Origin of the sequence: Paraburkholderia sp. NMBU_R16 (assembly GCF_013282575.1) — a bacterium.
GTDB lineage: Bacteria > Pseudomonadota > Gammaproteobacteria > Burkholderiales > Burkholderiaceae > Trinickia.
Genome location: NZ_JAAAYE010000008.1, coordinates 84,858 through 110,314 on the forward strand (window position 1 = coordinate 84,858; position 25,457 = coordinate 110,314).

General features: G+C 65.4%; 27 protein-coding genes. 13 read left to right on the plus strand and 14 right to left on the minus strand.

Annotated features, from left to right (window positions below; translation table 11 throughout):
• Positions 1-26: 26 nt before the first annotated feature.
• The 8 genes from flgF (at position 27) to flgL (ending at position 9,077) form a co-directional block, all read left to right on the plus strand.
• Positions 27-785: a flagellar basal-body rod protein FlgF gene (gene flgF / locus GWC77_RS05970; RefSeq protein ID WP_173255968.1), complete on the plus strand. Its 759-nt coding sequence runs from the start codon at positions 27-29 to the stop codon at positions 783-785.
• 49 nt (positions 786-834) lie between these two features.
• Complete coding sequence (flgG, locus tag GWC77_RS05975) at positions 835-1,623, plus strand: flagellar basal-body rod protein FlgG (protein WP_173255969.1); 789 nt, start codon at positions 835-837, stop codon at positions 1,621-1,623.
• A 72-nt stretch (positions 1,624-1,695) separates the two neighbouring features.
• A complete protein-coding gene (locus tag GWC77_RS05980) occupies positions 1,696-2,391 on the plus strand; it encodes a flagellar basal body L-ring protein FlgH (protein WP_173256026.1) in 696 nt (231 codons plus the stop codon).
• Positions 2,385-3,557, plus strand: a complete 1,173-nt coding sequence (locus GWC77_RS05985; protein WP_367949002.1) for a flagellar basal body P-ring protein FlgI — start codon at positions 2,385-2,387, stop codon at positions 3,555-3,557. The genes GWC77_RS05980 and GWC77_RS05985 overlap by 7 nt, the downstream gene beginning before the upstream one ends.
• Positions 3,558-3,599: 42 nt before the next feature.
• Entirely contained in the window at positions 3,600-4,601 is a 1,002-nt protein-coding gene (gene flgJ / locus GWC77_RS05990) for a flagellar assembly peptidoglycan hydrolase FlgJ (protein ID WP_173255971.1), read from the plus strand.
• 356 nt (positions 4,602-4,957) lie between these two features.
• Positions 4,958-5,713, plus strand: coding sequence for a flagellar brake protein (locus GWC77_RS05995; protein ID WP_173255972.1), 756 nt, complete (start codon positions 4,958-4,960; stop codon positions 5,711-5,713).
• Positions 5,714-5,901: 188 nt separating this feature from the next.
• Positions 5,902-7,839 carry a flagellar hook-associated protein FlgK gene (gene flgK, locus GWC77_RS06000; RefSeq protein WP_173255973.1) on the plus strand — a complete coding sequence of 646 codons (1,938 nt, stop codon included), beginning with the start codon at positions 5,902-5,904 and terminating at the stop codon, positions 7,837-7,839.
• An 11-nt stretch (positions 7,840-7,850) separates the two neighbouring features.
• A complete protein-coding gene (gene flgL / locus GWC77_RS06005) occupies positions 7,851-9,077 on the plus strand; it encodes a flagellar hook-associated protein FlgL (RefSeq protein WP_173255974.1) in 1,227 nt (408 codons plus the stop codon).
• A 27-nt stretch (positions 9,078-9,104) separates the two neighbouring features.
• On the opposite strand, the gene fliR is transcribed toward flgL, so the two are convergent.
• From fliR to fliF, 13 genes are all read right to left on the minus strand, one after another.
• Positions 9,105-9,896, minus strand: a complete 792-nt coding sequence (gene fliR / locus GWC77_RS06010; protein WP_173255975.1) for a flagellar biosynthetic protein FliR — start codon at positions 9,894-9,896, stop codon at positions 9,105-9,107.
• Positions 9,897-9,937: 41 nt separating this feature from the next.
• Complete coding sequence (gene fliQ, locus GWC77_RS06015) at positions 9,938-10,207, minus strand: flagellar biosynthesis protein FliQ (protein WP_173255976.1); 270 nt, start codon at positions 10,205-10,207, stop codon at positions 9,938-9,940.
• 26 nt (positions 10,208-10,233) lie between these two features.
• Complete coding sequence (gene fliP / locus GWC77_RS06020) at positions 10,234-11,013, minus strand: flagellar type III secretion system pore protein FliP (protein WP_254366830.1); 780 nt, start codon at positions 11,011-11,013, stop codon at positions 10,234-10,236.
• Positions 11,014-11,532, minus strand: a complete 519-nt coding sequence (fliO, locus tag GWC77_RS06025) for a flagellar biosynthetic protein FliO (RefSeq protein WP_302181328.1) — start codon at positions 11,530-11,532, stop codon at positions 11,014-11,016.
• Between the two features lie 71 nt (positions 11,533-11,603).
• Positions 11,604-12,086 (minus strand): flagellar motor switch protein FliN, encoded by a 483-nt coding sequence (gene fliN / locus GWC77_RS06030; protein ID WP_173255978.1) that lies wholly within the window; start codon positions 12,084-12,086, stop codon positions 11,604-11,606.
• Entirely contained in the window at positions 12,079-13,077 is a 999-nt protein-coding gene (fliM, locus tag GWC77_RS06035) for a flagellar motor switch protein FliM (protein ID WP_173255979.1), read from the minus strand. The genes fliN and fliM overlap by 8 nt, the downstream gene beginning before the upstream one ends.
• 63 nt (positions 13,078-13,140) lie before the next feature.
• Positions 13,141-13,635 carry a flagellar basal body-associated protein FliL gene (fliL, locus tag GWC77_RS06040; RefSeq protein WP_173255980.1) on the minus strand — a complete coding sequence of 165 codons (495 nt, stop codon included), beginning with the start codon at positions 13,633-13,635 and terminating at the stop codon, positions 13,141-13,143.
• Positions 13,636-14,047: 412 nt separating this feature from the next.
• Positions 14,048-15,634: a flagellar hook-length control protein FliK gene (locus GWC77_RS06045; protein WP_173255981.1), complete on the minus strand. Its 1,587-nt coding sequence runs from the start codon at positions 15,632-15,634 to the stop codon at positions 14,048-14,050.
• Between the two features lie 103 nt (positions 15,635-15,737).
• Entirely contained in the window at positions 15,738-16,190 is a 453-nt protein-coding gene (fliJ, locus tag GWC77_RS06050) for a flagellar export protein FliJ (RefSeq protein ID WP_173255982.1), read from the minus strand.
• A gap of 26 nt (positions 16,191-16,216) precedes the next feature.
• Positions 16,217-17,788 carry a flagellar protein export ATPase FliI gene (gene fliI / locus GWC77_RS06055; RefSeq protein ID WP_173255983.1) on the minus strand — a complete coding sequence of 524 codons (1,572 nt, stop codon included), beginning with the start codon at positions 17,786-17,788 and terminating at the stop codon, positions 16,217-16,219.
• Complete coding sequence (gene fliH / locus GWC77_RS06060; protein WP_173255984.1) at positions 17,782-18,450, minus strand: flagellar assembly protein FliH; 669 nt, start codon at positions 18,448-18,450, stop codon at positions 17,782-17,784. The genes fliI and fliH overlap by 7 nt, the downstream gene beginning before the upstream one ends.
• Positions 18,443-19,438 (minus strand): flagellar motor switch protein FliG, encoded by a 996-nt coding sequence (gene fliG / locus GWC77_RS06065; RefSeq protein WP_173255985.1) that lies wholly within the window; start codon positions 19,436-19,438, stop codon positions 18,443-18,445. Before fliG ends, fliH begins: the two co-directional genes overlap by 8 nt.
• Positions 19,428-21,251 (minus strand): flagellar basal-body MS-ring/collar protein FliF, encoded by a 1,824-nt coding sequence (gene fliF / locus GWC77_RS06070; protein ID WP_173255986.1) that lies wholly within the window; start codon positions 21,249-21,251, stop codon positions 19,428-19,430. The genes fliG and fliF overlap by 11 nt, the downstream gene beginning before the upstream one ends.
• 256 nt (positions 21,252-21,507) lie before the next feature.
• On the opposite strand from fliF, the gene fliE reads away from it, so the two are divergent.
• From fliE to GWC77_RS06095, 5 genes are all read left to right on the plus strand, one after another.
• Entirely contained in the window at positions 21,508-21,849 is a 342-nt protein-coding gene (fliE, locus tag GWC77_RS06075) for a flagellar hook-basal body complex protein FliE (protein WP_173255987.1), read from the plus strand.
• Positions 21,850-22,076: 227 nt separating this feature from the next.
• Positions 22,077-22,511 (plus strand): flagellar export chaperone FliS, encoded by a 435-nt coding sequence (gene fliS / locus GWC77_RS06080; protein WP_173255988.1) that lies wholly within the window; start codon positions 22,077-22,079, stop codon positions 22,509-22,511.
• A complete protein-coding gene (locus tag GWC77_RS06085) occupies positions 22,508-22,837 on the plus strand; it encodes a flagellar protein FliT (RefSeq protein ID WP_173255989.1) in 330 nt (109 codons plus the stop codon). Before fliS ends, GWC77_RS06085 begins: the two co-directional genes overlap by 4 nt.
• Positions 22,838-22,909: 72 nt before the next feature.
• Positions 22,910-24,460 carry a flagellar hook-length control protein FliK gene (locus GWC77_RS06090; RefSeq protein ID WP_173255990.1) on the plus strand — a complete coding sequence of 517 codons (1,551 nt, stop codon included), beginning with the start codon at positions 22,910-22,912 and terminating at the stop codon, positions 24,458-24,460.
• Positions 24,457-24,831 carry an EscU/YscU/HrcU family type III secretion system export apparatus switch protein gene (locus GWC77_RS06095; RefSeq protein ID WP_173255991.1) on the plus strand — a complete coding sequence of 125 codons (375 nt, stop codon included), beginning with the start codon at positions 24,457-24,459 and terminating at the stop codon, positions 24,829-24,831. The genes GWC77_RS06090 and GWC77_RS06095 overlap by 4 nt, the downstream gene beginning before the upstream one ends.
• Positions 24,832-24,875: 44 nt before the next feature.
• Here GWC77_RS06095 and GWC77_RS06100 read toward each other — a convergent pair whose 3' ends face one another.
• Entirely contained in the window at positions 24,876-25,412 is a 537-nt protein-coding gene (locus GWC77_RS06100; RefSeq protein ID WP_173255992.1) for a CoxG family protein, read from the minus strand.
• Positions 25,413-25,457: the final 45 nt, after the last annotated feature.

The following is a 25,457-nucleotide window of genomic DNA, read 5'->3' on the forward strand; positions in this document are numbered from 1 at the left end:
CACGACTTCATCGGAAAAAGCGAGTCATGGACCGACTGATCTACACGGCGATGACGGGCGCGAGCCAGACGCTCGAGCAGCAGGCCACCGTCGCCAACAACCTGGCGAACGTCTCGACGACGGGCTTTCGCGCGCAACTCTCGACTTACCGGTCGGCGCCGATGAATTTCGGCGATGGCACGACGATCAACCCCGACACGACGCGCACGTTCGTGCTCTCGTCGACGCCGGGGGCCGATTTTGCACCGGGTGCGATCTCGCAGACGGGCAACCCGCTCGACGTCGCGATTCAAGGCCAAGGCTGGCTGTCCGTGCAAACGGCGGACGGCAACGAAGCCTATACGCGCGCCGGCAATCTTCACGTGGACCAGAACGGGCAGCTCGTGACGGCCAGCAACCTGCCGGTGGTCGGCAGCGGCGGGCCGATTTCGATTCCGCCCGGCGCCGAGGTGACGATCGGCAAGGACGGCACGATCACGGCGTTGATGCCGGGCGATCCGCCCGCGGCGCTTGCCGTCATCGACCAATTGAAGCTCGTCAACCCGAGCCCGGGTTCGTTGCAGCGTGGCGACGACGGACTCTTCCGCGCGGCCGACGGCCAGCCGGCCGATGCGGATCCCACTGTCACGGTGGCCTCGGGCGCGCTCGAGGGCAGCAACGTCAATCCCGTGGCGGCGATGGTCTCGATGATTACCAACGCACGGCAGTTCCAGATGCAGACCAAGCTGCTGCAGACGGCCGATCAGAACGAGCAGACGGCCAACCAGCTGCTGCAGTTCAGCTGACCGGTTCGCTCGACGAAACCGGCCCCCTCATTTCAGGAGAAGTTTTACCGTGAACCGCTCGCTCTACATCGCCGCCACGGGCATGAACGCCCAGCAGGCCCAGATGGACGTGATCTCGAACAACCTGTCGAACGTCAGCACGAACGGGTTCAAGGGTTCGCGCGCCGTGTTCCAGGATCTCATCTATCAAACGCTGCGCCAGCCCGGTGCGAACTCGACCCAGCAAACGGAGCTGCCGTCCGGCAGCCAGATCGGCACCGGTGTGGAGCAAGTCGCCACGGAGCGCCTCTACACGCAGGGCAATCTGCAGCAAACGGGCAACTCGAAGGACATCGCCATCAACGGCAACGGCTTCTTCCAGGTGCAGATGCCCGACGGCACGACGGCTTACACGCGCGACGGCTCGTTCCAGACGAACGCGCAGGGCCAGCTCGTCACGTCGAGCGGCTACCAGGTGATTCCGGCCATCACGATTCCGCAAAACGCGACCTCGATGACGATCGGCACCGACGGCGCGGTCAGCATCACCGTGGCCGGCTCGACGACGAATCAGACCATCGGCACGGTGCAACTGGCCACCTTCATCAATCCGGCCGGTCTCGAATCGAAAGGTCAGAACCTGTTGATGGAAACCGCTTCGTCGGGCGCACCGAACGTCTCGACGCCGGGCCTGAACGGCGCCGGCACGCTCAACCAGGGCTACGTCGAAGCATCGAACGTGAACGTCGTGCAAGAGCTCGTGAACATGATCCAGACGCAGCGCGCGTACGAAATCAATAGCAAGGCGGTCCAGACTTCGGACCAGATGCTGCAGACCTTGAGCCAGATGTCGGTTTAAGGCGATCGGCAGCATTCTCGAAGAAACAGGCGGTAAAGGAAGATGTCGCAAACGAGCCCCATTCCGTTTCGCATGCGCACGCTGCGTGCAACGCTCTCGCTGGTCCACGCAGGCGCGCTCGCGGGCCTGCTGACGAGCACGTTCGCCGGCTGTGCGTATATCGAGCACCGGGAGCCGATCACGCAGCAGCCGATGACGGCCACGCCGCCGTTGCCTCCGCCGCCGCAGCCCACCGGATCGATCTATAACCCCGGGTTTGCGGGCAGGCCCCTTTTCGAGGACCAGCGGCCGCGCAATATCGGCGACATCCTGACCATCGTCATCCAGGAAAAGATCAACGCGACGAAGTCCTCCGCAGCGGGCGCCGGACGCACGGGCTCGACGGCGACGTCGGTCCCGACCGCGGGCTTTCTCGGCGGTTTGTTCAACAAGGTCAACCTGAGCGCGTCGGGCAGCAATACGTTCCAGGGTACGGGCGGTGCGAACGCGTCGAATACGTTCGACGGCACGATCACCGTCACGGTCACGAACGTGCTGCCCAACGGCAACCTCGTCGTCAGCGGCCAGAAGCAGATGCTCATCAACCAGGGCAACGAGTTCGTGCGTTTTTCCGGGGTCGTCAATCCGAACACCGTCGCGGGCGACAACAGTGTGCTCTCGACGCGCGTGGCCGACGCGCGCATCGAATACTCGGCCAAGGGCTACATCAACGAGGCTGAGACGATGGGCTGGCTGCAACGATTTTTCCTGAACGTCTTGCCGTGGTGATCATGGATACCGTTTCCACTCGGCGTGTCGGCGCGGCAGTACGCGGCTTGCTCACGCTCATCGTCCTTCCCGCCATGCTGGTATTCGCGGGCAACGCACATGCCGAGCGGTTGAAGGATCTCGTGCAATTCCGGGGCGTGCGGGACAATCCGCTCATCGGCTACGGCTTGATCGTCGGTCTCGATGGCACGGGCGATCAGACGACACAGACGCCGTTCACGACGCAAACGCTCACGAACATGCTCGCCAACCTCGGCATTTCGCTGAACAGCAATGGTTCGAGCGGTTCGTCGGCCTCGTCGAACATGCAGCTGAAGAACGTCGCCGCGGTGATGGTGACCGCAACGCTGCCGCCGTTTGCGCGTCCGGGCGAGGCGATCGACGTGACCGTCTCGTCGCTCGGCAATGCGAAGAGCCTGCGCGGCGGCACGCTGCTGCTCACGCCGCTCAAGGGCGCCGACGGTCAGGTTTATGCGCTCGCTCAGGGCAACGTCGCCATCGGCGGCGCGGGCGCCAGCGCGAACGGCAGCAAAGTGCAGGTCAACCAACTCGCGGCCGGCCGGATCACGGGCGGCGCGATCGTCGAGCGCTCGGTGCCGACGCAGGTCTCGCAGGCCGGGACGCTGCAAATGGAACTCAACGATATGGACTACGACACGACGCAGCGCGTCGTGGCGGCTGTCAACAACGTGTTCGGCAGCGGGACGGCGATGCCGCTCGACGGCCGCACGATCCAATTGCAGGCGCCCACCGATCCGGCTCAGCAGGTCGCTTTCATGGCGCAGCTTCAGAACATCGAAGTCAAGCCAGCCCAGGCCGCGGCCAAGGTGATTCTCAATGCGCGCACGGGCTCGATCGTGATGAACCAGATGGTGACGCTGCAAAACTGCGCCGTGGCGCACGGCAATCTGTCGGTCATCGTCAATACGACGACGGCAGTCAGCCAGCCCAACGCGTTCTCGAACGGTTCGACGGTGGCGGTGCCGCAGTCGCAGATTCAGCTCAAGCAGGACAACGGCGCTTTGAAGTTCGTGACGGCCGGCGCGAATCTCGCCGAAGTCGTCAAGGCGCTCAACACGCTCGGCGCCACGCCCGCGGATCTCATGTCGATCCTGCAGGCAATGAAGGCCGCAGGCGCGTTGCGCGCGGACCTCGAGATCATATAAGGGCTCGTCAGCGCGTATTCGACGGGCTCTCAGGAGGCACAGATGGAATCGAACGTACCCAACACCGCAGTGGATTTGTCGCAGCGCTTTGCGCTCGACGTGCAAGGTTTCGACGCCTTGCGCGCTCAAGCCGCCGCGTCTCCGCAACAAAGCCTCAAAGGGGTGGCCAAGCAGTTCGATGCCGTGTTCCTGCAAATGATGCTCAAAAGCATGCGCGAGGCGACGCCGCAAGACAGCCCGCTCGATTCGCGCGACGGCGCACAGTTCACGTCGATGCTCGACGAGCAGCTGGCCCAGCAGATGTCGTCCAAGGGTGTCGGCGTGGCCGATGCGCTGATCAAGCAGCTCTCGCGCAGCGTCCCGGGTGCCGGCGCGAACGGCACGGCGGGTGCGTCAGGGGCTTCGGGCGCGATGGGCGCGCTCGGTGCTGCCGGTAGCGGGGGCGGTATCGGTGCCGAAGGCAATGCGGCAATGATGAACGCGCTGGCGCGCGCCTATTCGAACGCGGCGGCCAACGGCTCGCTGTCCAAGGGCGCCGGCTATTCGGCCGCGAGCTCGCTCACGCCGCCGTTGCACGGCAACGGCAATTCGTCGAAAGTCGATGCGTTCGTCGACAAGATGGCCGCGCCGGCCCAGGCCGCGGCGGCGGCAACGGGTATTCCGGCGCGGTTCATCATCGGCCAGGCGGCGCTCGAATCGGGCTGGGGCAAGGGCGAGATCAAGAATGCGAACGGCTCGCCGAGCCACAACATATTCGGCATCAAGGCCACCAAGGACTGGACGGGCAAGACGGTATCGACGGTCACGACCGAGTACGTGAACGGCCGGCCCCGCAAGGTGGTCGAGAAGTTCCGCGCCTACGATTCGTATCAGGACGCGATGACGGACTACGCGAACATGCTGCGCAACAATCCGCGCTACGCATCGGTCGTCAACAACGCGCACGATGCCGCGAGCTTTGCACACGGCATGCAGCGGGCCGGTTATGCAACGGACCCGCATTACGCGAAGAAACTGATTTCCATCATGCAGCAGTTGGTGTGATGACGGAATCTGCTCACGGGGGTGCCTTCGGGCGCGACGGGGCCAGGCAGTAGAAGACGGTACGGCCGGCTATCGAAAGATGGCTGGCCGAAGCCGCAACCTTTCAAGCATCGAGGCATCGACTCATTCAGGGATCGGGGCCGCCCGATATCTCACCGGATGACCCGCTTCGGCCCGCCCAGACTGCCGCTCGCGCAGTTCACAAAAATTCGAAAAATTATTTCGGGATTGCCTCTAAACTTTGCACGTTTGATGCCGCTAATCAGATAGTCCCTTTTCGGATCGCCGCAAGGTATCCGAAAGCACGTGCGTCGGCGCTTTGCGCGCTCTGACGCGACCACGCATACGGCAAGCCCATGGATACCAATCAGTCGAACGATTCGACGGAGGACGACGTAGAGCCCGCTCTCGACTTCGGGCGGCGCAATCCGCTTGAAATCGGGGTGCAACTGCGCAACCTCGCCAATCGCGGAGACTTCCTGACCGTTCAATACAAGAGCGGTCAGCTCGTCACGCGTATCCTCGATGTCGACGTGAGAGAGCGCACCTTCATGTTCGACTGGGGCGCGCTGGCCGAGCAAAACCGCGGCATGCTCGCCTCGCCGAGCTGTACGTTCCGGGCCTCGCCCGAAGGCGTGCGTGTCGAGTTTTCTACTCCGACGCCGGGCGAGACCCGCTTCGAAGGGCTCCCCGCGTTCGAGGCGGCGTTCCCTGAAGTGCTCTACTACGTGCAGCGGCGCGAGTATTTTCGCGTCGATGCGCCCATTCTCGATCCGTACTTCTGCCGCGGCCAACTGCCCGAGGGCGAGGCGTTCCGCTTCGAGATCCACGACATTTCGCTCGGCGGCATCGGCTTGCGCACGGCCGACGAGCGCGTCGTCGAATTGCCGATGGGCGTGACGCTGCAAGACGTCGAGGTCAATCTGAACGGACACGGTACGCTGTCGCTCGATCTCGAGCTCGTTTCGCTGCGCGCAACCGAACTGCCCAACGGCGGCCGGCGCTACCAGCTCGGCATGCGGTTCGTGTCGCTCCCCGGCAGTGCCGAAAACACGCTGCAGCGGCTGATTACGCAACTCGAGATGAAGCGCCGCTCGCTCGTGCGCGCCTGAAGACGAAACGCTCGCGCCGCGCTGGCGCGCGACCGCCCCACGCGGGTCTCCCCGGCCCGCCTACCGATGCCGAAAAAGCATCGCGTCATGTGGATCTGTGCCCTTAAATTTTCCGGCGCGCGGCCGATATACATGTGTTCCCTCAACGAGGCGGTGGCAACGAAGCTCGCCGCCCTTCAGGAAGACGCATGTCCAACAACATCTTCAGCATCGGCCTTTCGGGGCTGGCGGCCGCCCAGTGGGGCCTGACGACGACGAGCAACAACATCAGCAACGCGTCGACCACGGGCTACACCGTGGAGAATCCCGTCTACGCCGAAGCGAGCGGGCAGTACACGGGCGCCGGGTACATGGGCGGCGGCGTGTCGTCGGTGACCGTGGCGCGCAACTACAGCCAGTACCTCTCGACCGAGCTCAACAACGCGCAATCGACGAGCAGTGCGTTGACCACGAACTATTCGATGGCCTCGCAGCTGAACAACCTGATCGGCAGCCCGACGGCCGGGATTTCCACGGCCATCACCGCCTACTTCACGGGCTTGCAGAACGTCGCGAACGATCCGAGCAGCCTCGCCACGCGCCAGGGCGCCATGAGCGCCGCGCAAACGCTCGCGAGCCAGATCACCGCGACCGGCGCGCAGTACGATCAGCTGCGCCAAACGGTGAACCAGCAATTGACGACGACCGTCAACCAGATCAACGGCTATTCGAAGCAGATCGCCGACCTGAACGCGCAGATCGCGAACGCGAGCGGGCAGGGGCAGCCGCCGAACCAGCTACTCGACCAGCGCGATCAGGCTGTTGCCGACCTCTCGAAGGCGGTGGGTGTCTCCGTCGTACAGGGCGCGAACGGCTACAGCGTTTTTCTGAGCAGCGGTCAGCCGCTCGTGGTCTCGAACCAAAGCTTCGATCTGGGCACCAAAGTGTCGTCGGGCGACCCGAGCGAATTGGATGTCACTTATAACGGCCTCGCCGGCACGACGCCTACGACGACGCAATACCTGTCGAACTCGGTGCTTTCGGGCGGGACCGTCGGCGGCTTGCTCACGTTTCGCAGCCAGACGCTCGATCCGGCGCAAGCGCAGCTTGGCGCCGTCGCCACGAGCTTCGTGAACCAGGTCAATTCGCAAAACGCGCTCGGTCTGGACCTGTCGGCCAATGTGGGCGGCAACCTGTTCAGCGTGGCCGCGCCGACCGTCTACTCGAATCTGCAAAACACCGGCACCTCCACGCTGTCGGTGGCGTTCGCCAACGGCGCGCAGCCGACCGCGGGCGACTACACGCTGTCCTACAACGGCACCACCTATACGCTGACCGACAACGCGTCGGGCTCCACTATTGGCACGACCACGGCGCTCGGTGCCGGTTCGGTGACGATAGGCGGCCTCGCATTGACGCTCTCCGGGACGATGAACTCGGGCGATTCGTTCACGATCCAGCCGACGCGCGGCGCACTGAACAGCTTCGCGCTTGCCACGTCGAACACGTCGGCGATTGCGGCGGCGTCACCGGTGCTCGTGTCGACATCGACCACGAATACGGGCACGGGGACCGTCACGCAGGGCACGGTCTCGGCCGGCTACACGCTGCCGGCCACGCCGCTCACGCTGACCTACAACTCGGCGACGAATACGCTCGACGGCTGGCCTGTCGGCGCGAGCGTTTCGGTGAACGGCGCAGCGGCGACCACCGGAACTTCGTTCCCGTACGCGGCAGGCAACACGTACACCTACAACGGCATGACATTCACCATGAGCGGCGCGCCCGCGAATGGCGACACGCTCACGATAGCGAAGAACACCGGCACCGCCGATGGCCGCAACGCGCTGGCGATGTCGAAGCTCGTCTCGACGACGACGCTCGGCAACGGCACGGCCACCTTGACGGGCGCCTACGCGAACTATGTCAACAACGTCGGCAACGCAGCCGCCCAGCTGAAATCGTCGAACACCGCGCAAACGGCACTCGTTTCGCAGATCACGGCGGCGCAGCAATCGGTCTCGGGTGTGAACCTCGATGAGGAAGCGGCCAACCTGTTGAAGTACCAACAGCTCTATCAGGCCAACAGCAAAGTCATTCAGTCCGCCGAGTCGATGTTCCAGACTCTGATGGGTATCTTCGGCTAAGGTGCAAAGCGATGCGTATTTCTTCCTCACAGTTGTTCGCGCAGAGTGTCCAGACGATGGACAACCAGCAGTCGTCGCTCAATCAGCTCTACCAGCAGATTTCGACGGGGCAGTTGCTGCAGACGCCGGCCGACAATCCGCTCTATGCGGCGCAGGCCGTGCAGTTGACGATGACCACGGCGACGCTCGCGCAGTACACGACGAATCAGAACTCGGCGCAGACCTCGCTGCAAATCGAGGACAAGACGCTTTCGAGTGTGACGAACGTCATGCAGAGCATCAATTCGCTGATCGTGCGCGCCGGCGATGGCACGTTGCAGGATTCCGACCGCGTGTCCATCGCGAAGACGATGCAAGGCTATCGCGACCAGTTGCTGACGCTCGCGAACACGAGCGACAGTTCCGGGAATTACCTCTTTTCGGGCTTCCAGGCCACGACGCAACCGTTCACGAACAATGCCACGGGCGGCGTGAACTATCTGGGCGACAACGGCCAGCGCCAGGTGCAGGTGGCCGATTCGCACCAGATCACGACGAACGATACGGGCGCGAGCGTGTTTTTGTCGGTGCCGTCGATCGGCACATCGCCTGTTGCCGCGGGCTCGGCCGCTAACACGGGAACGGGCGTCATCGGTCGCGTGGCGAACAACAATCCTTCGGTTGCGACGAACGGCGACAAGTTCACGATCACGTTTGGCGGAACGGCCGCCGCGCCGACCTACACGGTGACGGACAATACGACCGGCTCGACGACGGCTGCCACGGCGTTCACGGCCAATGCGCCGATCGCGCTCGGCACCGGTATGACGGTGTCGATTTCGGGCGCGCCGAATCCGGCCGATACGTTCACGGTGACGCCTGCGACCACCACGGCGAACAGCAGCGTGTTTTCGACGATCGATTCGATGATCGCCTCGCTTCAGACGCCGGCGGACAACAATCCGGCGGCCAAGGCCACGCTGTCGAACGATCTGGCGACGGGCCTCACGCGCTTTCAGAACTCGCTGACGGCGATCACGGTGGTGCAGGCATCGGTGGGCGGGCGCGAGCAGGAGTTGACGGCGCTGCAGACGACGACGAAGAACAACTCGCTGCAGGCGACGAACGACTTGTCGAACGTGACGGATGTCGACATGGTATCGGCGATCAGCCAATACCAGCTCACGCAAAATGCGTTGCAGGCGGCGCAGCAAAGCTTCGTGAAGATTCAGGGGTTGTCGCTGTTCCAGTACATGTGATCGAAGCTTGGGAGGGCGCCGGCGCGGTCAAGGATGTGGTGCGAGCGATCCCGCCACGCGCCCCATCGCGTCGACGCCCATATCGAACAGATGCGCGAAAAACGGAATCATATTGGGCAGCATGAGCTGCACGAGCAGCAGCCCGACCATCAACGTGACCGGAAAGCCAACCTGAAAAACGCCGATTTGCGGCGCGGCCCGGTTCAGGATGCCGAGCGATAACGTCGCCACGAGCAGCGCGACGACGACCGGCAGCGCAAGCAGCAGCCCCGCCGAGAAAATCGCGCCGCCCCATTGGACGAGCGTGCGCCAGCCTGGCGCGCTGAGCAGCGCGGCGTCGATCGGCACCGCCTGAAACGAGCCGATCAACGCGTTGATCACCTGCAGGTGCCCATCGAAGGCGAGAAAAGCCAGCAGCGCGATCGTATGCAGATAGCGCGAAACGACTTCCGACGAAGCGTTCGAACTCGGATCGAAAAACGTGGCGAAGCCAAGCCCCATCTGCAGCCCGATCAGCGATCCGGCCATCTCGATGGCCGTGAACGCGAGCTGCATCGTAAGGCCGAGTGCCGCGCCGACGATGAACTGATTGACCATGATCCAGACGCCCGACGCGGAGAATACGGTGACGGCCGGCAGCGCGCCGAGGGTCGGCGCCACGATCAGCGTGATAAAAGCGGCCAAGCCGATCTTCACCCGGGCGGGTACGCTCGTTTGGCTGAACGCAGGCGCGGTCGCAACGAGCGCGGCAATCCGCACGAACGGCCAAAGAAACGCGGTGAGCCAGGCGTTCAGCTGAGCGTAGGTGACGGTAAGCATCGTCGTGCCGGGCCGGATGCTGGCTGAGCGCTAAGGCGCGCTCATCCGGCCAGCGACGGAATGCTCGTCAGCATCTGGCGCATGTAGTCGAGCACGATCTGCAACATCCACGGTCCCGCGATCACGAGCGTGACCGTCACGGCGACGAGCTTCGGAATGAACGACAGCGTGGCCTCGTTGATCTGCGTGGCCGCCTGAAAAAAGCTGACGAGCAGGCCCACCACGAGCGAGACGATGAGCGGCGGCGCGGTCAGCAGCAGCGCGACGTACATCGCGCGGTGAGCGAGGGTGAGAACGGATTCCGGCGTCATGGTGGCAACTTCGAAGGCAATCTGGGTCAGGAAAAGCTCTGCGCGAGCGAGCCGATCAGCAACTGCCATCCGTCGACGAGCACGAACAGCATCAATTTGAACGGCAGCGAAATCGTGACGGGCGACACCATCATCATCCCCATCGACATCAGCACGCTCGCCACGACCATATCGATGATGAGAAACGGAATGAAGATCGTGAAGCCGATCTGAAACCCCGTTTTCAGCTCGCTCGTGACGAAGGCCGGTACGAGCAGCGAAAGCGGCACGTCCTCGGGGCCTTGCATCGCGGGCGCATGTGAAATCTTGGCGAACAGGGCGAGATCCGATTCACGCGTTTGACGCAGCATGAACGTCTTGAACGGCACCACCCCGCGCTGCACGGCCGTCTCCATCGGGATCGCGCCCTCGGAGAACGGCTTGTAGCCCTCCTGGTAAGCCTTGTCGAGCACGGGCGACATGACGAACAGCGTCAGAAACAGCGCGAGACCGACGAGCACCTGGTTCGGCGGCGTCGTCGTCGTGCCGATCGCCTGGCGCAGCAGCGAGAGCACGATGATGATGCGCGTGAAGCTCGTCATCATGAGCACCATCGCCGGCAGGAACGACAGCATCGTGAGCAGCAGCATCGTCTGCACGCTCAGCGAATAGGTCGTACCGCCGTTCGGGCCCGGGCTCGTCGTGAACGCCGGCAGACCGTTGGCCTGCGCGAAGGCATGCGACGGCGCGAGTGCGAGAATCAGAACGAGAAGCGGCAACACGGGCGCGAAGGCTCGCGCGAACCGCTCGACACGGCACAACGACATTTACTTGCCTCCGCCCGAAGGCCGGGTAAAACGCTTTTTGGCTTCGCCCGCCAGCGCGGCGCGAAATCGTGACCCGAACGTGCCCGCCTGCGTGGCGGCGTCGTCGGGTGAGTCAGCGGGGCCCGATGAACCGGGGCCGCCGCGCGTGAGATCGATGGAGCCGGCCGGCAGCGTATGCAGAAGCCGCACATTGCCGGGGGCGGCCCCGAGCACGAGCCACGTATCGCCGATCTCGACGACGGCAACGCGCTCCTTGCCGCCCAGCGAGACCCCGCCGACGGTGCGTACGACATTGCCGCGCGCCGACGGCCGCAAGCCGAAGCGCCGCGCGAGCCACGCGCACGCAAACACGAGCCCGATGACGACGGCGAGGCCGACCAGTGTTTGGAGCACGGCGCCGACGCCGAGCGACGGTACGGCCGTTCCGGCACCGACGCCCGATGCGATGCTCGCCGCGTGGTTGACTGCGTTCAGATCGGCTGCGTCGGCGACACCCGGCGCAATGGCCGCCGCCGCCATGGCGAGCGCCAGACCGGCTGCGCGTACTGCTTGCGGTACCGGCAGGATGCCTTGCCGACGCATGAGCCCTTTCATCGGTTCAACTTACGAATCCGCTCGGACGGCGTGATGATATCGGTGAGCCGGATGCCGAACTTGTCGTTGACGACGACGACTTCGCCCTGCGCAATCAGGCAGCCGTTCACGAGCACGTCCATCGGCTCGCCGGCGAGCCCGTCGAGTTCGACGACCGAGCCTTGCGCGAGCTGCAGCAGGTTGCGGATCGCGATCTTCGTGCGCCCGAGTTCCACCGTCATCTGCACGGGGATATCGAGGATCATGTCGATGTCGTTGCGCGTGGAGGCGGGTGCGACTTTCGAGAGCGGCTGGAACACGCCCGCGGCGGCCGTGGGCGTCTCGTTCGCGTTTTGCTCGGCGAGCGCGCTGGCCCAGTCGTCGAGGCCCGTTTCGGCATCGGCAGCCGTGGCGGCCGCTTTCTCGGCCTGCATGGCCGCCGCCATCTGCGCCTCGAGCTCCCGGGCGCCGTCGCCCGGCGTCGCGTTCAGATCACTCATATCCACCTTCCTTCATCGTATCGGCCGCGCTGATCATCTTTTGCACGCGCAGCGCGTATTGACCATTGAAAATTCCGTAGCCGCATTCCATGACCGGCACACCGTCGACTTTCGCGGTGACCTGTTCGGGAATGTTGATCGGCAGCACATCGCCGGCGCGCATATTGAGAATGTCCTCGAACGTGACCGGTATCGCGGCGAGGTCGGCCGTCAGTTCCACCTCGGCCGATTGAACCTGCTGCGACAGCACGCGGACCCAGCGGCGATCGACTTCGAGCGCCTCGCCCTGGATCGGCGAAGACAGCACGTCGCGGATCGGCTCGATCATCGAGTAGGGCATGCAGATGTGCAGCGTGCCGCCCGTCGCGCCGAATTCGATCGAGAACTGCGTGACGATGACGATTTCGTTCGGCGTCGCGACGTTGGCGAATTGCGTGTGCATTTCCGAGCGCATGAACTCGAACTGCAGCGGCCGCACGCTTTTCCAGGCGGTCGAGTAGTGATCGAACACGAGGTTCAGCAGCTTGCCGATGATGCGCTGCTCGGTCGCCGTGAAGTCGCGTCCTTCGACCCGCGTATGAAAACGGCCGTCGCCGCCGAAGAGGTTGTCCACCACGAAGAACACGAGGTTCGGATCGAACACGAAGAGCGACGTGCCCCTGAGCGGCTTGATATGAACGAGGTTCAGGTTCGTCGGAATCGGCAGATTGCGCGTGAACTCGCTGTACTTTTGCACCTTCACGGGCCCCACCGAAATCTCGGCCGTGCGGCGCATGAAATTGAAGATGCCGATGCGCATCAAGCGCGCGAACCGTTCGTTGATGATTTCGAGACCGGGCATCCGGCCTCGAACGATGCGCTCCTGCGTGGCGATGTTGTACGGGCGAACAGTGGCCTTGTCGCCATGCTCCGCGTCCGCATCGGACTCGCCAGTTACGCCCTTGAGGAGTGCATCGACTTCCTCTTGGGACATGAACTCTTCGTGGCCCATACCTTTATTCGTCCCTCGTTGCGATTGGTGGGATGCGGCGCAATGCCTTCGACCGGCGACCCATTACTGGACGACGAATTCCGTGAACAGCACTTCCTGTACCTTGGCCGGCGGCGCGCCCGCATCGGTCGGCTGCTCGATCAGCGTCTTGAGCTCGTTCGCGAGGGCATGTTTGCCTTCGAGCGTCGAGAGCTCCTCCGGGTGCTTGTTCGAGAGATCGAGGAGGATACGGCTGCGCAGCTCGGGCATGTGCTCGGTCAGGCGCGCCTGCATCTTCTCGTCGGCGATCTTCAGCGTGAGGCCCACACGCAGGTAATGCTGGCCGTCGTCCGAGAGCAGGTTGACCGTCATCGGATCGAGCGCGAAAAACAAGGGCGGCGGAGGCGGCGGAGGCGCCACGGGCTTGGACGGACCATGCTTGGCGAGAAAGAAGTAGGTGCCGCCCGCGGCCGCCGCGGCGGCCACGAGGGCGATCAGAACGATCAGCACGAGACGTGTCAGTTTCCCGGGCTTGGCGGAGGTGGCGGCTGGCTGCTGCGTTGCGGTCGTGGTTGCCATGGCAATGCGTTGCTTATGAGCGATAGGTAGGATTGTTGGTCAAAGCCGCTTTCGGCGATAAGCCGAAAAGAAGGGAGATTCGATGCCATCTCGTCTCTTTGACCCGGCCTGTCAAACCCAGCGCCGCGGGCCCGTCGCGGCGGAAAGTGAGCCGGGACAGGGCGTATTCATTGCTCAGATCAGAGCAAAAAACGGACCGCGATAACGCCAGGGCCGCGCGAGGTGGTCTCTGCGTTATCGGCACGTGGGGGATTTCCTTGATGCTGCCGGTCGAACTGCTCGGCCGGTGCGAGCGCAAGGGAAGACGAGGCGGTGAGGCGACGGGGCGAGTTGGGCGCGCGAGGCGTCAGTCGCCCTGCGGGGCCGGCAACCGGACCCGCCGGTTGCCATCGACTCGCTACACAGGGTGCCGTCAGGCGAAGGTATCGACGATCCCGACTTGGCGGCGCACCGGGACGCTCGCCGCCGAGGCGACGGCATCGTCCGCGCTGCCGCCCCCGAAGCTGCCGCCGCGGCCCCGGCCGTTGCCGCCGTTGCCCGAGCGGGCGTCTTGCTGGCCGTTCTGGCGCGAGAAACCATCGCTGACGCTTGCGCTGCCGAGTCCGAGGCCGCCGGCTTCGAGCGCATCGCGCAGCTTCGGCAGGGCCGCTTCCACGGCTTCGCGAACCTGCGCGTGTTGCGAGACGAACAACGCGTGGGCATGGTTGTCCGCGACTTGCAACACGACTTGCAGGGGACCCAGATCGCGCGGATTGAGCGTGAGCTCCGCGCTTTGCTGATGCGCGTTGGAGAGGAAGACGACTTTCTGGCTCAGCGCATCTTCCCAATCGGCCGTGCCGACCTGCGGCGCGAGCGTGGCGGCCGCGGCCGATGCGCTCGTCGTGGCCGCGGCGGCCGTCGCGCTCGTCGCCTGCGTGCCTTGTGCCTGTTGAGCGGCCTGGGCGGCGGCCAGCGCGGCGCGTGCCGCTTCGGCCGTGTCCTTCAGTGTGGCGAAGTCCGCGGCGGCGCCGGGATTCGAGGCACCGGTTGCCGCCAGCGCCTGGGCAGCCGACGCGCTTGCGTCCTGGGCGTTGGCGCCGCCTTGCGCCGCCTTGGCATTCAGCGCTGCCGCGTTGGCCGCGCCGGCATTGCCGTTCTTGCCGTCGCCGGTCAGTGCCGCGAGACCCTTCGACGAGAGCGGCGGCGCACCGACGCCGTTCGCGAGATTACCCGTGCCGAGTCCGCCGGCGGCCGTATTGCCGCTGTTGCCGAGCACCGTGGCTCCGCCCGGGCTCGCTACCGCAGCCGCCGCGGCGCCTTGACCGCCCATTTGCGCCGCGAGGGCAGCTTCCAACGCGGCCCGCACCGATTTGGGCTGGGTCGTGCCGGTTTTTTTGCCGCCCGTCGCCGTCACGCCCGCCAGGTCGGAATTGCCAGCCGTCGTGGCAGTGCTCGCGGCATCGCTTTGCGCGCCTTGTGCGCCCGCCTGGGCTTGAGCTTGTGCTTGTGTTTGCGCCTGGGCCTGCGCTGCCGCCGCGGCGCTGGCCGCGGCCTGATCGGCGGCGCTCCCTGCACTGGCATTCGCGTTTTGTGAGGCGCTGGCCTGACGGTCGCCGTTCGCGCCATCCGTGCGCTTCCCGTTGCCGGCCGCCTGCGTCCCGTCGCTCGTGCCCGCCGAGTTTCCAGCCGTATTCGCGCCGGTATTCGCCGCTGCGTCGGCTTGCGAACCGCTGTCAGCCGACTTCGCCGCGCCCGCATCCGCCGAGTTGGCTTGCGCGGCGGCTGAATTGGCCGGATCCGCGGCATTGCCCGAGTTGGCCGGCGAACTGTTTCTCGCGCTGTTGGCCGGTTCGGCCCGCGCGGGTGCCGGTGCGCTTTGCTGCGCGTCGATGCTTTGCTGCAGCGTCTGCGCGAACGGTACGGCAGGCGCGGCGGAACTCGCCGACGGGCGGGCGGCTGCGGCCTTGCCCGTGGCGGCGCCCGGTCCCGAAACCGAGTCGAGGAAAGAGAAAAACGACATGTGATGCCCCTTGCTGCCGTGCGCCTGTCATCGTCTGGCGACGCATCGGATAAATCGATTCGATAAGCGAACGGCCGGCGGTCCGATCCGGCCGGTCAGTCAATCAGTTCAAACTCTCCGCGCGCATGCGCAGGATTTTCGCGGCGTGTTCGTCGGATTCGCGTTGCTCCTGCTTCGCGGCCACGCGCGCTTCGGCGGCTTCGCCGCGCGCCTGCAGCACTTCATAGGAGCCGAGCTTCTGCTTTTGCCGCACCCACTCGGGCTTGGCGGCCTCGACGCGCGAGGTGGCGGCTGCCAGGAGGCGCCGCTGCTGCTCGATGGCGGCATCGAGCGTATCGATGAACGCCTGGAAGTTGCGCCAGTTGCCGGCCGGCATGCCGGCTTGTGCGGAGTTCGAGAAACTTGCGTGATATTCGTCGCGATAGCGGATCAAGTCGGCCAACTGCGTCTCGATGTCGGCACGCTCGCGCTGTACCCGTCCGAGCTGCTTGGCAGCAGCGTCCAGATCGCCCTGAGCGAGATCGACGAGCGTCTTGATCGGAAAATGCTTCGCCATCCTGCGACTCCTTGTTTGTCACCCATTTACTCGAACAACGCACCCAGCATCGTGAGGCTTGAATCGAATGCTGCGCATTCGCGAAAACCCTGCTGCAGGAATGCCTCGATGCGTGGATAGAGCGCAATCGCCCGGTCCAGCAACGCGTCGCGGCCGCTCGCGTAGGCCCCGACGTTGATCAGATCGCGGTTGCGCTGGTAGCGCGACAGCATCTGTTTGAAAACACGCACGCGATCGAGATGTTTATCGTCGATCAGTGCCGTCATCGCTCGAGAAATCGACGCTTCGATGTCGATCGCCGGGTAATGTCCGGCTTCCGCGAGCGTGCGGGACAACACGATATGACCGTCGAGAATCGCGCGGGCCGCGTCGGCGATCGGGTCCTGCTGGTCGTCGCCCTCGGTCAGCACCGTATAGAACGCGGTGATCGAGCCGCCGCCGGCCGGGCCGTTGCCCGTGCGCTCCACGAGTGCCGGCATCTTGGCGAAGACCGAAGGCGGATAGCCTTTCGTGGCGGGCGGCTCGCCGATCGCGAGCGCGATCTCGCGTTGCGCCATCGCGTAACGCGTGAGCGAGTCCATCAGCAGCAGCACATGCTTGCCCTGGTCGCGGAAATATTCGGCGAGTGAGGTGGCGTAAGCGGCGCCCTGCATGCGCAGCAGCGGCGAGACGTCGGCCGGCGCCGCGACGACGACCGAACGCGCGAGCCCGTCTTCGCCGAGGATCTGCTCGATGAATTCCTTCACTTCGCGGCCCCGTTCGCCGATGAGGCCGATCACGATCACTTCCGCACTCGTGTAGCGCGCCATTTGGCCCAGCAGCACCGATTTACCGACACCCGAACCGGCGAACAGCCCCATGCGCTGGCCGCGTCCGACGGTGAGCAGGCCGTTGATCGCGCGCACGCCCACGTCGAGCACCTTGTGGATCGGTTCGCGCTGCAGCGGGTTGATCGACGGGGCCGAGAGCGGGGCGTCGGCGCCTGTGTCGAGTTCGCCGAGGCCATCGAGCGGGCGACCCGAGGCGTCCACGACGCGCCCGAGCATGCCCCAGCCCACTGGCAGGCGCTTGGCGCCGGCGAGCGGATCGGCCACGGGCGCGCTTTCGCGCGGAAAGACGCGTGCGCCCGGCAACAGACCGGCGACTTCGGTCGTCGGCATGAGGAACAGGCGCTCCGCGGCGAAGCCGACGACTTCGGCTTCGGCCATCGCGTACGGGCTGCCGGGCGGCAACTCGATCATGCATTCGGATCCGACGCCGAGCCGCAAGCCCACCGCCTCCAGCACGAGGCCGGCCGCGCGCGTGAGCCGCCCGCAGGCGGACAGCGGCCGGGCGAGCGCATTGCGCTGGCCCAGGCCGTTCAGCCGCGCGCGCCAGGCGGCGAGATGCGGATTGGCGGCCAGCACCGGGTCGGGCGTCGCGAGCGGCATGCGCAACGTCGGCGCGGTAATCGCGCGGCGTCCGTGCGAGAGCACGCCGGCGTCGACGGGCGCCATCTCGGGCGCGCCTTCGGGGCCGAACGAAGCAAGCGCGAGCTCGACTTCGAGCGGCGACATGCCGCTCGCGCGCAGTGCATCGACGGCGCGCTCGGTCACCATTGGCTCACCTTGCCGAGCGCCGCCGCCACGCGTTCCCAGCGCGATCCGATGGACGCGTCGATTTCGCCGCTCGCGGCATGCGCGCGGCAGCCACCGCGCTCGATCGTGGCGTCGGTGCGCACGCTCCAGCCCAGCGCTTCGAGTTCTTCCTTCAAATAGGCTTCGACGACCGGCAGATCGGCCGGATTGACGACGAGTTGCGGTGCGCCCGTGAGCGCGGGTTCGGCGGCCAGCACTTCGCGCGCGCACGCGACGAGCGCGACCGGATCGTGCGCGATATGCTGCCGCACGACCTGCTGGGCGACGTCGAGCGCCAGGGCGACGAGCGTTTCGGAGAGCTCGCTTTGCACGCCGTCGAGGGCTGCCTTGAACGATTCGGCGAGGCTGGCCAGCCGCGCCGCTTCGGCCAGCGCTTCCTGACGGCCCTTTTCGAAACCTTGAGCGAGGCCTTGATCGAAGCCTGCCTGATAGCCCAATGCCTGGCCGGCCACATGGCCCGAGGCGAGGCCCTGCGCGTGCGCTTCGTCGCGCAGGCGCTGCAGCTCGCGCTCGTGAGCGCGATCGGCGACGGGGTCGGGGGGCGGGGGCGGATCGAACGAAGCCATCTCCCAGCGCTGGTACGCCGAGATCTGACCGTTGCCCTGACGCCCGGAATCAGACATATGCATCTTCCGCCTTTCCGCCAATCACGATCTGGCCGCTTTCCGCCAGATTGCGCACGATCTGCAGGATACGCCGTTGCTGCGTTTCGACTTCGGAGACGCGCACGGGACCGCGCGAATCGAGGTCTTCCGCGAGCAGCTCGGCCGCACGCTGCGACATGTTCGAGAGGAACTTCTGACGCAGCGCGGGCTGCGCGCCCTTGAGCGAGATGATGAGCGCTTCGGACTCCACTTCCTTGAGCAGCAACTGGATCGCGCGGTCTTCGAGATCGAGCAGGTTCTCGAAAACGAACATCTGGTCGATGATTTTCTGCGCGAGGTCCGCGTCGTACTGCTTGACGTTTTCGAGCACCGATTCCTCGTGCACGCTCGTCATGAAGTTCAGAATTTCGGCCGCCGTGCGGATGCCGCCCATCGGGCTGCGCTTCAGGTTGTCGCTACCGGAAAGCAGGCCCGTCAGCACGTCGTCGAGTTCGCGCAGCGCCTGCGGCTGAATACCGTCGAGCGTCGCGATGCGCAGCAGCACGTCGTTGCGCAGGCGATCGGTGAAGCACGAGAGGATTTCCGAGGCCTGGTCGCGGTCCAGGTGCACGAGGATCGTCGCGATGATCTGTGGGTGCTCGTTCTTGATGAGCTCGGCCACGGCCGGCGAGTCCATCCACTTGAGCCCCTCGATGCCGCTCGTATCGCTGCCTTGCAAGATTCTGTCGATGAGCACGCCGGCTTTGTCTTCGCCGAGCGCCTTGGTCAGCACCGAGCGGATGTAATCGCCCGAATCGAGCGACATCGCCGTGTGCTGCTCGGCCGCCTTGACGAAATCCTGCAGCACCGTTTCCACTTCCTCGCGCGTCACGTTCTTGAGCGACGCCATCGTCGCGCCGATCTTCTGCACCTCGCGCGGCCCGAGGAATTTGAATACCTGTGCGGCCTCTTCTTCGCCGAGCGACATCAGAAGCAGCGCGCTTTTGGTTACGCCTTCAGCGCTCATCGGACACCCAATTCTTGACGACGGTTGCTACGATCTTCGGATCCTTGCGCGCGATCGTCCGCGCGTAGTCCAGGTTCCGCTCGAATTTCTGCTTCTCGTTCTCGAACGCGAGCAGGTTGATTTCCATTTCGCTGTTTTGCTCGATGGCGTTCGTGACCGGCGAGGCGCCGCCGTTCGCCGGGATGCCGTCGAGCAGCACGGGCTCGTCCGGCGTGCCGATACCGTTGCCGGCCAGCGCTGCTGCTTCGCTTCCCGGCGCCGGCAGCGGCGGGAACGCGCGCTTGAGCGCCGGCTTGACCATGACCAGATAGAGGACCAATGCCGCGATGCCGATACCGATCCACTTCGCCGCCTGGACGGCGAGCGCGATCATGTTCGGCTGGCGCCACCACGGTACGTTGGCGAGCGGATCCTCTTCGGTCGAGAACGTGCTGTTCACGATGTTCACGGAGTCGCCGCGCTTCGCATCGAAGCCCATCGCGTCCTTGACGAGCTGATTGACCTTGGCGAGTTCGTCGGTCGTGAGGGGCTGCATCGTGGCATGGCCCTTCGCATCGATCACCCGCTTGTAGTTGATCACGACCGCCGCCGAGAGCCGCTTGATGCCGCCCATCGGTTGCTCCATATGGGAGACGCGCTTGTCGAGTTCGTAGTTGGTGGTCGCGTTCTTCTGCTCGCTGATCGGCGTGGTGTTGGCCGACGCCGTCGCACCGCTGGCTGCAACGATCGGCGCCGACGCCGGCTGCGGCGGCGTATTCGAGAGCGCGCCCGGCACGCCGCCCGCGGCGCTCTGGCCGACTTCCGTCGCCGAGCTCGTTTGCTGGCTGCGGATCGCGGCCTGCTGCGGGGTGCCGTTCGGGCCGTAGGACTCGGCCGTCTGCTCGCTTTGGGAGAAGTCGATGTCAGCACTCACTTGCGAGTGCGCGTTGCCCGCACCGAAAAGCGGCGCGAGGATGGCATCGATTCGCCGTTGCGTGTTGTGCTCGATCTGCTGAACGTACTTGAGCTGGGTCGCATCGAGGCCGTTGCCCGAAGACGGTTGCGTGAGCAGATTGCCGTCCTGGTCGACGACGGTCACGTTCTTGAACGGCAATTGGGGCACGCTGGACGCGACCATATGCTGGATCGCCGATACCTGGCCTTCATCGAGCGTGCGGCCCGGGTAGAGATTGACGAGCACCGAGGCGGACGGCGCTTCGCGCTCGCGCACGAACACGGTCGGCTTCGGAATCGCCAGATGCACGCGCGCGGTGCGCACGACGGAGATCGACTGGATCGTGCGCTCGAGTTCGCCTTCCAGGGCCCGCTGATAGTTGACCTGCTCGGCGAATTGGCTGATGCCGAATTTTTCGCGGTCCATCAGCTCCATGCCGACGGAGCCGCTCTTGGGCAGACCTTGCGAAGCGAGCCGCAGCCGCACTTCGGCGACTTGATCGGACGGCACGAGAATCGCGCTGCCGCTTTCCGAGAGCTTGTAGGGGACGTTGGCCTGCTGCAGTGCAGCGACGATGGCGCCGCCGTCCTGATCGGAGAGGTTGCTATAGAGAGTGCGGTAGTCGGGCGAACGGGTCCAGAGGATGAGGGCGGCGACGGCGGCGATGAGGACGGCCACCGCGAAGATCAGCGGCGCGCGCGGGTTGCCGCGCATTTGCGAAAGCGACGAGAAGCGCTGAGCGAGGCCGCCGAGCTCGGCGCCGCCTGCACCGGCGCCGCCGGCGCCAGCCAGGGCGCCCGCAGCGGCTGCGCCGGGCTGCGCGCCCGCCAGGCTCATGCGAGCGTCGGGGTTGATCAAGGAATTGGCCTGCGAATCCATGCGTCGGGGTTCTCCGGGATGCGGGGGTGACCAACCGGCGCCGGCCCTGGAGCGGGCGCGGGTGGACACTTTCACGAGAAGGATTATCACCACGCGACCCGCGGCGCTATCAGTCGAATAGAGCCGGGTTTTCCCCCTAGTTTCGCGGGTTTGGCAAAAGGGCCGCTGCTATGCTCCATTCCTGATCGGTGAATGGGTCGGCAAGCGTTGGCCTGTCCCGATCATCGTTTCAGCCCTTTTCCCTCCCGGAGAAACTATGACTGTGCCAGTCAATCCGCTCGAATCGGCTCTCGCGCAGATGCGGTCGATGGCGGCCGAGGCGGCCGGCGGTGCCCACTCGGTCTCGCTTGGCGAGAAGACGGAAGCGAGCGGCGCCGGCAGCTTCGCCGCGGCGCTCAAGAGCTCGCTCGACAAGATCAGCGGCGATCAGCAAAAGGCGATCGGCGAATCGCAGGCGTTCGAACTCGGCGCGTCGAACGTGTCGCTAAACGACGTCATGGTCGATATGCAGAAGGCGAACATCGGCTTCCAATTCGGCCTGCAGGTGCGCAACAAGCTCGTGACGGCCTACAACGAGATCATGCAGATGTCGGTGTGACAGGCGCACGCGGGCCGCGCGTGCCTGGTGGAAAGGTTCGTAATTTCGTCTAAAGCTTTGGTCCGGTTGATCCGATAACCGCGATATAAGCACGGTGCGCCGGCCGCGGGGTGCTGGCGCCGGCGCTGCGGTCGGTGAGCCGGCCCGAGCGCTGTGCGGTACGTTTCGCAAGAAGCGTCGCTTTTCACGAATTTCCGCAACCATTGAACAAAATAGGAGAGGCGCCGATGTTTTCCCAAGGCCACGCTGGAGCGAACGCGTACGCGCGTGTCGGCGTCGAGACAGGGGTGATGGGCGCGAATCCGCATCAGCTGATCCTGATGCTCTACCAGGGCGCCCGGCGAGCCATTGCGCAGGCACGCATGCATTTGCAGCAAGGCAACATCGGCCCACGCGGCGAAGCTATCGGCAAGGCGCTTGCGATTATCGGCAGCGGCCTTCAGGCATCGCTCAACATGGAAGTGGGCGGCGAGGTTGCGGCGCGCCTCGACGCTCTCTACAGCTATATGACCCGGCGTCTCCTGCAGGCCAATCTCGAGCAAAGCGATGCGATGCTGCTCGAGGTGGACGGCCTGCTGGCGACGCTGGAGGAAGCCTGGATCGGCATCGGCGGCGAAATCGCTCGCGTGGCGGCCCAAGGCTCCCCGGAAGTTCAACGATGAACGCGACAGCAGAATATCTTGCGCATTACGAAGCAATCGCCGCCGTTTCGGCCCGCATGTTGGCCGCGGCCCGCAAGGCGCTCTGGAACGACCTGATCGAATTGCAGGAAGAGTATCGCGTGCTCGTCGATATGCTGCGGGAGATGGATGCCGGCGCGCCGCTCAGCGAAAACGAGCGCGGGCGCAAATTCGATCTGATCCGCCAGATATTGGCCGACGATGCCGCGATCCGCGATCTCGCCAATCCCAGCGTGGCTCGTCTGTCGGTGTTTTTCTCGGCGCGGCGCCCCGCGCACGTGCTCAAGGAATTGTTCGGCGCGCGCTAGGCGGCGCGGCGCTCATTTTATCCAAGGTCTTCGTACCGCCTCGTGCGGCGACGGGGCAGCTCAGGACCCTGCATGACAGGAATCGACTCGAGGCTGGCCACGGTGCTGGCGAGCCGCATCGACAGCCTCATCGACAGTGTCGCTGCGGGCTCGCGCACGGCCGCCGCGCAGACAGGCGCGTCCACGCAAGCGAGCGATATGAGCGCGGCGCCCACGCTGGGTGCGCCGCTCGTCGATACGCCGCTGCCGGCCTCGGCCCAAGCCACGTTGTCCGAAGTCGCGCTGACGCTCGACGCTATTTCGCGTCTCGGCGGCGAGGCTACGCCTGCCGTGCTCGGCGAGACGCCGATCTGGCCGGCGCCGCCGGCCATCGATGCGCAAGCGGGTCTGCCTGAAGGACTCTTCGCCGCGACGGGGGCAGCGGGCGAGCCAGCCGCCGCGGTCGACACTCGAAGCGGTTCGGCTGCTCAGACAGGCGCCAACGAGCCGCTCGCAGCCGATGGCGCCGCATCGTCGGGTTCGGTTGCTCCGGTTGCATCGGCGGCGAGCTTGCCCGTCGCCGCGCTCGCCGGTGCGCTGGCGAGCACCGTCGCCGAAACCGGTCTCTTCTACGAATCTCATCTGGCGCAGTGGCTGAGCGGCGGCTATCCCGCCGAGGCACTGCTCAAGGAGCCGCAAGCGCGGCTTGCCGCCGAGACCTCCCAGCTTTCGCTCCCCTGGAGCGATGCCGACGACGCCGGCTTCGTCTCAGCCGGTCCGCAGCTTTCCGGATGGAGCGGCACGGCGCCGGATGGGGGCTTGCCCGGCATGCCCGTGCCTCCGCATGCGGCCGCCGCGCAATTGCTGGCCTCGGCGCTCGCGTCGCAGGCGCGCTCGGATGCGGCTGGCTACGCGGGTGCGCGGCAAGTGCCGGGCATCTCGACGCAGGTCGGTACGGATTCGGACAAAGCGGCACAGGCGCAAACCGGCTCAGCGGCGCGCGCATTGCAAACGGCCGACAGCGCGCCGGGTTCGATTGCGGCCTCGATTCATCCCGCCACGATTCCGCTCGTGCGGCAGCAACTCGATTTGCTCGCGACCGAGCAATTTCGCTGGAGCGGCGAGGTGTGGCCCGGTGCGAAGCTCGACTGGACGATCGAGCCCGACGACCCGCGCCGCGGGCGACCGGGCGAGGCGGATACAGATAGCGAGCAGGCATGGCGCACGCGGCTCACGCTGACGTTGCCCACGCTCGGCACGGTCGACGCGGATCTCATGCTGCGCGGTTCCCAATTGATCGTCCGAGTTCAGGCAAGTGCAGCGGGGGCGGCCCGGCTCGCGACGGGCGGCGCGGCCTTCGGGCGCAGGCTCGAAGCGGCGGGTATCGAGCTTGCGGGCCTCACGGTGAGGGAGATCGGCGGACCGACGGCGGGTGCCGCGAGCGGCGCCGGGCAGGCCGCCACTTCGGCGTACGCCCGTGCTGCGGCGACGGCGGCCGAGGCGCAGGTACACGAAACGACTTCGGCCAGCGATCGATGGGAAGGTGCCCCCGCGGAAACGGCGACACAGTCAACGGCTGCGCGCGCGCCGCATTCGCCGCTCGATCGTCTGTTCGACGATCCGTTCGATTGGAGCGGAGCATGAGCCGCACATCGCGCAAGAGCGCGGCGGCGCTCGCCTATGACGCGAAGTCGGGCGATAGCGCGCCGCGCGTCATCGCAAAGGGCTACGGTCTCTTTGCCGACATGATCGTGCAGCGCGCCGAGGAAGCCGGGCTCTACGTTCACCGCTCGCCCGAGATGGTGTCGTTGCTGATGCAGGTCGATCTCGATTCGCGCATTCCGCCGCAACTCTATCAAGCCGTGGCGGAACTGCTCGCCTGGCTCTATCGGCTCGAAAGCGGCGCGGGCGATACGGAAGAAGCTTCGCCTGTTGACGCGCCCGATTCCACGCAACGGCAAACGGGGCCGGGCGAGGCGGGGCATCCACCTTACCCGCTGCTCCCGGCCAATTGATGCGGCGGGCAGGCGATTTTTCTAAGAATTCGACCTGAGGTGATTCAGGCCTTCCAGGCCTTCCATGATTTGGCGCCTTTACCGGTAGGCGCGGATTCCGCCACTGCCGCATGCTGGACCGAAGGATCGCCGGGCAGGGGCGCATCGCTCTCGGCGCCGGCACCGTCGCTCGTCACATGGGCCGCAAAGCGCTTGACGAATTCGTCGGCCACTTTCATCACCGCGCCGCCCGTGCCGTTCGTCGAACTGCGCGAGACGCACGACAACGTAGTGGACGCTTCGCCATCGGCTTCGAGCTCCAGGTGCGCGCTGCCGACCGCGCCAGCTTCGCTCCCGGCCTCGCTTTCGAAACGCAGCGTGCAGGCGCGCGGGGCCTCGCCGCGGATCATTCGCATATGGCCGGTGAACCGCGCTTTGACCCCATCCAGCGACGTATTGACGGCGAAAGCGAACGCTTCTTCGCCATCCGCAACGAGATGGTCGCACCCCGGAATCGATGCGCGCAGGACTTGCGCATCGCTCAGTGCATCCCAGGCGCGTTGCGGCGGTACGGGCAGCGTATAGCTGTGCGTCGATTCCATTGCATTGCCTCCCTCGTGAAAGTCCAAAAGGGCGGCCGAGCCACC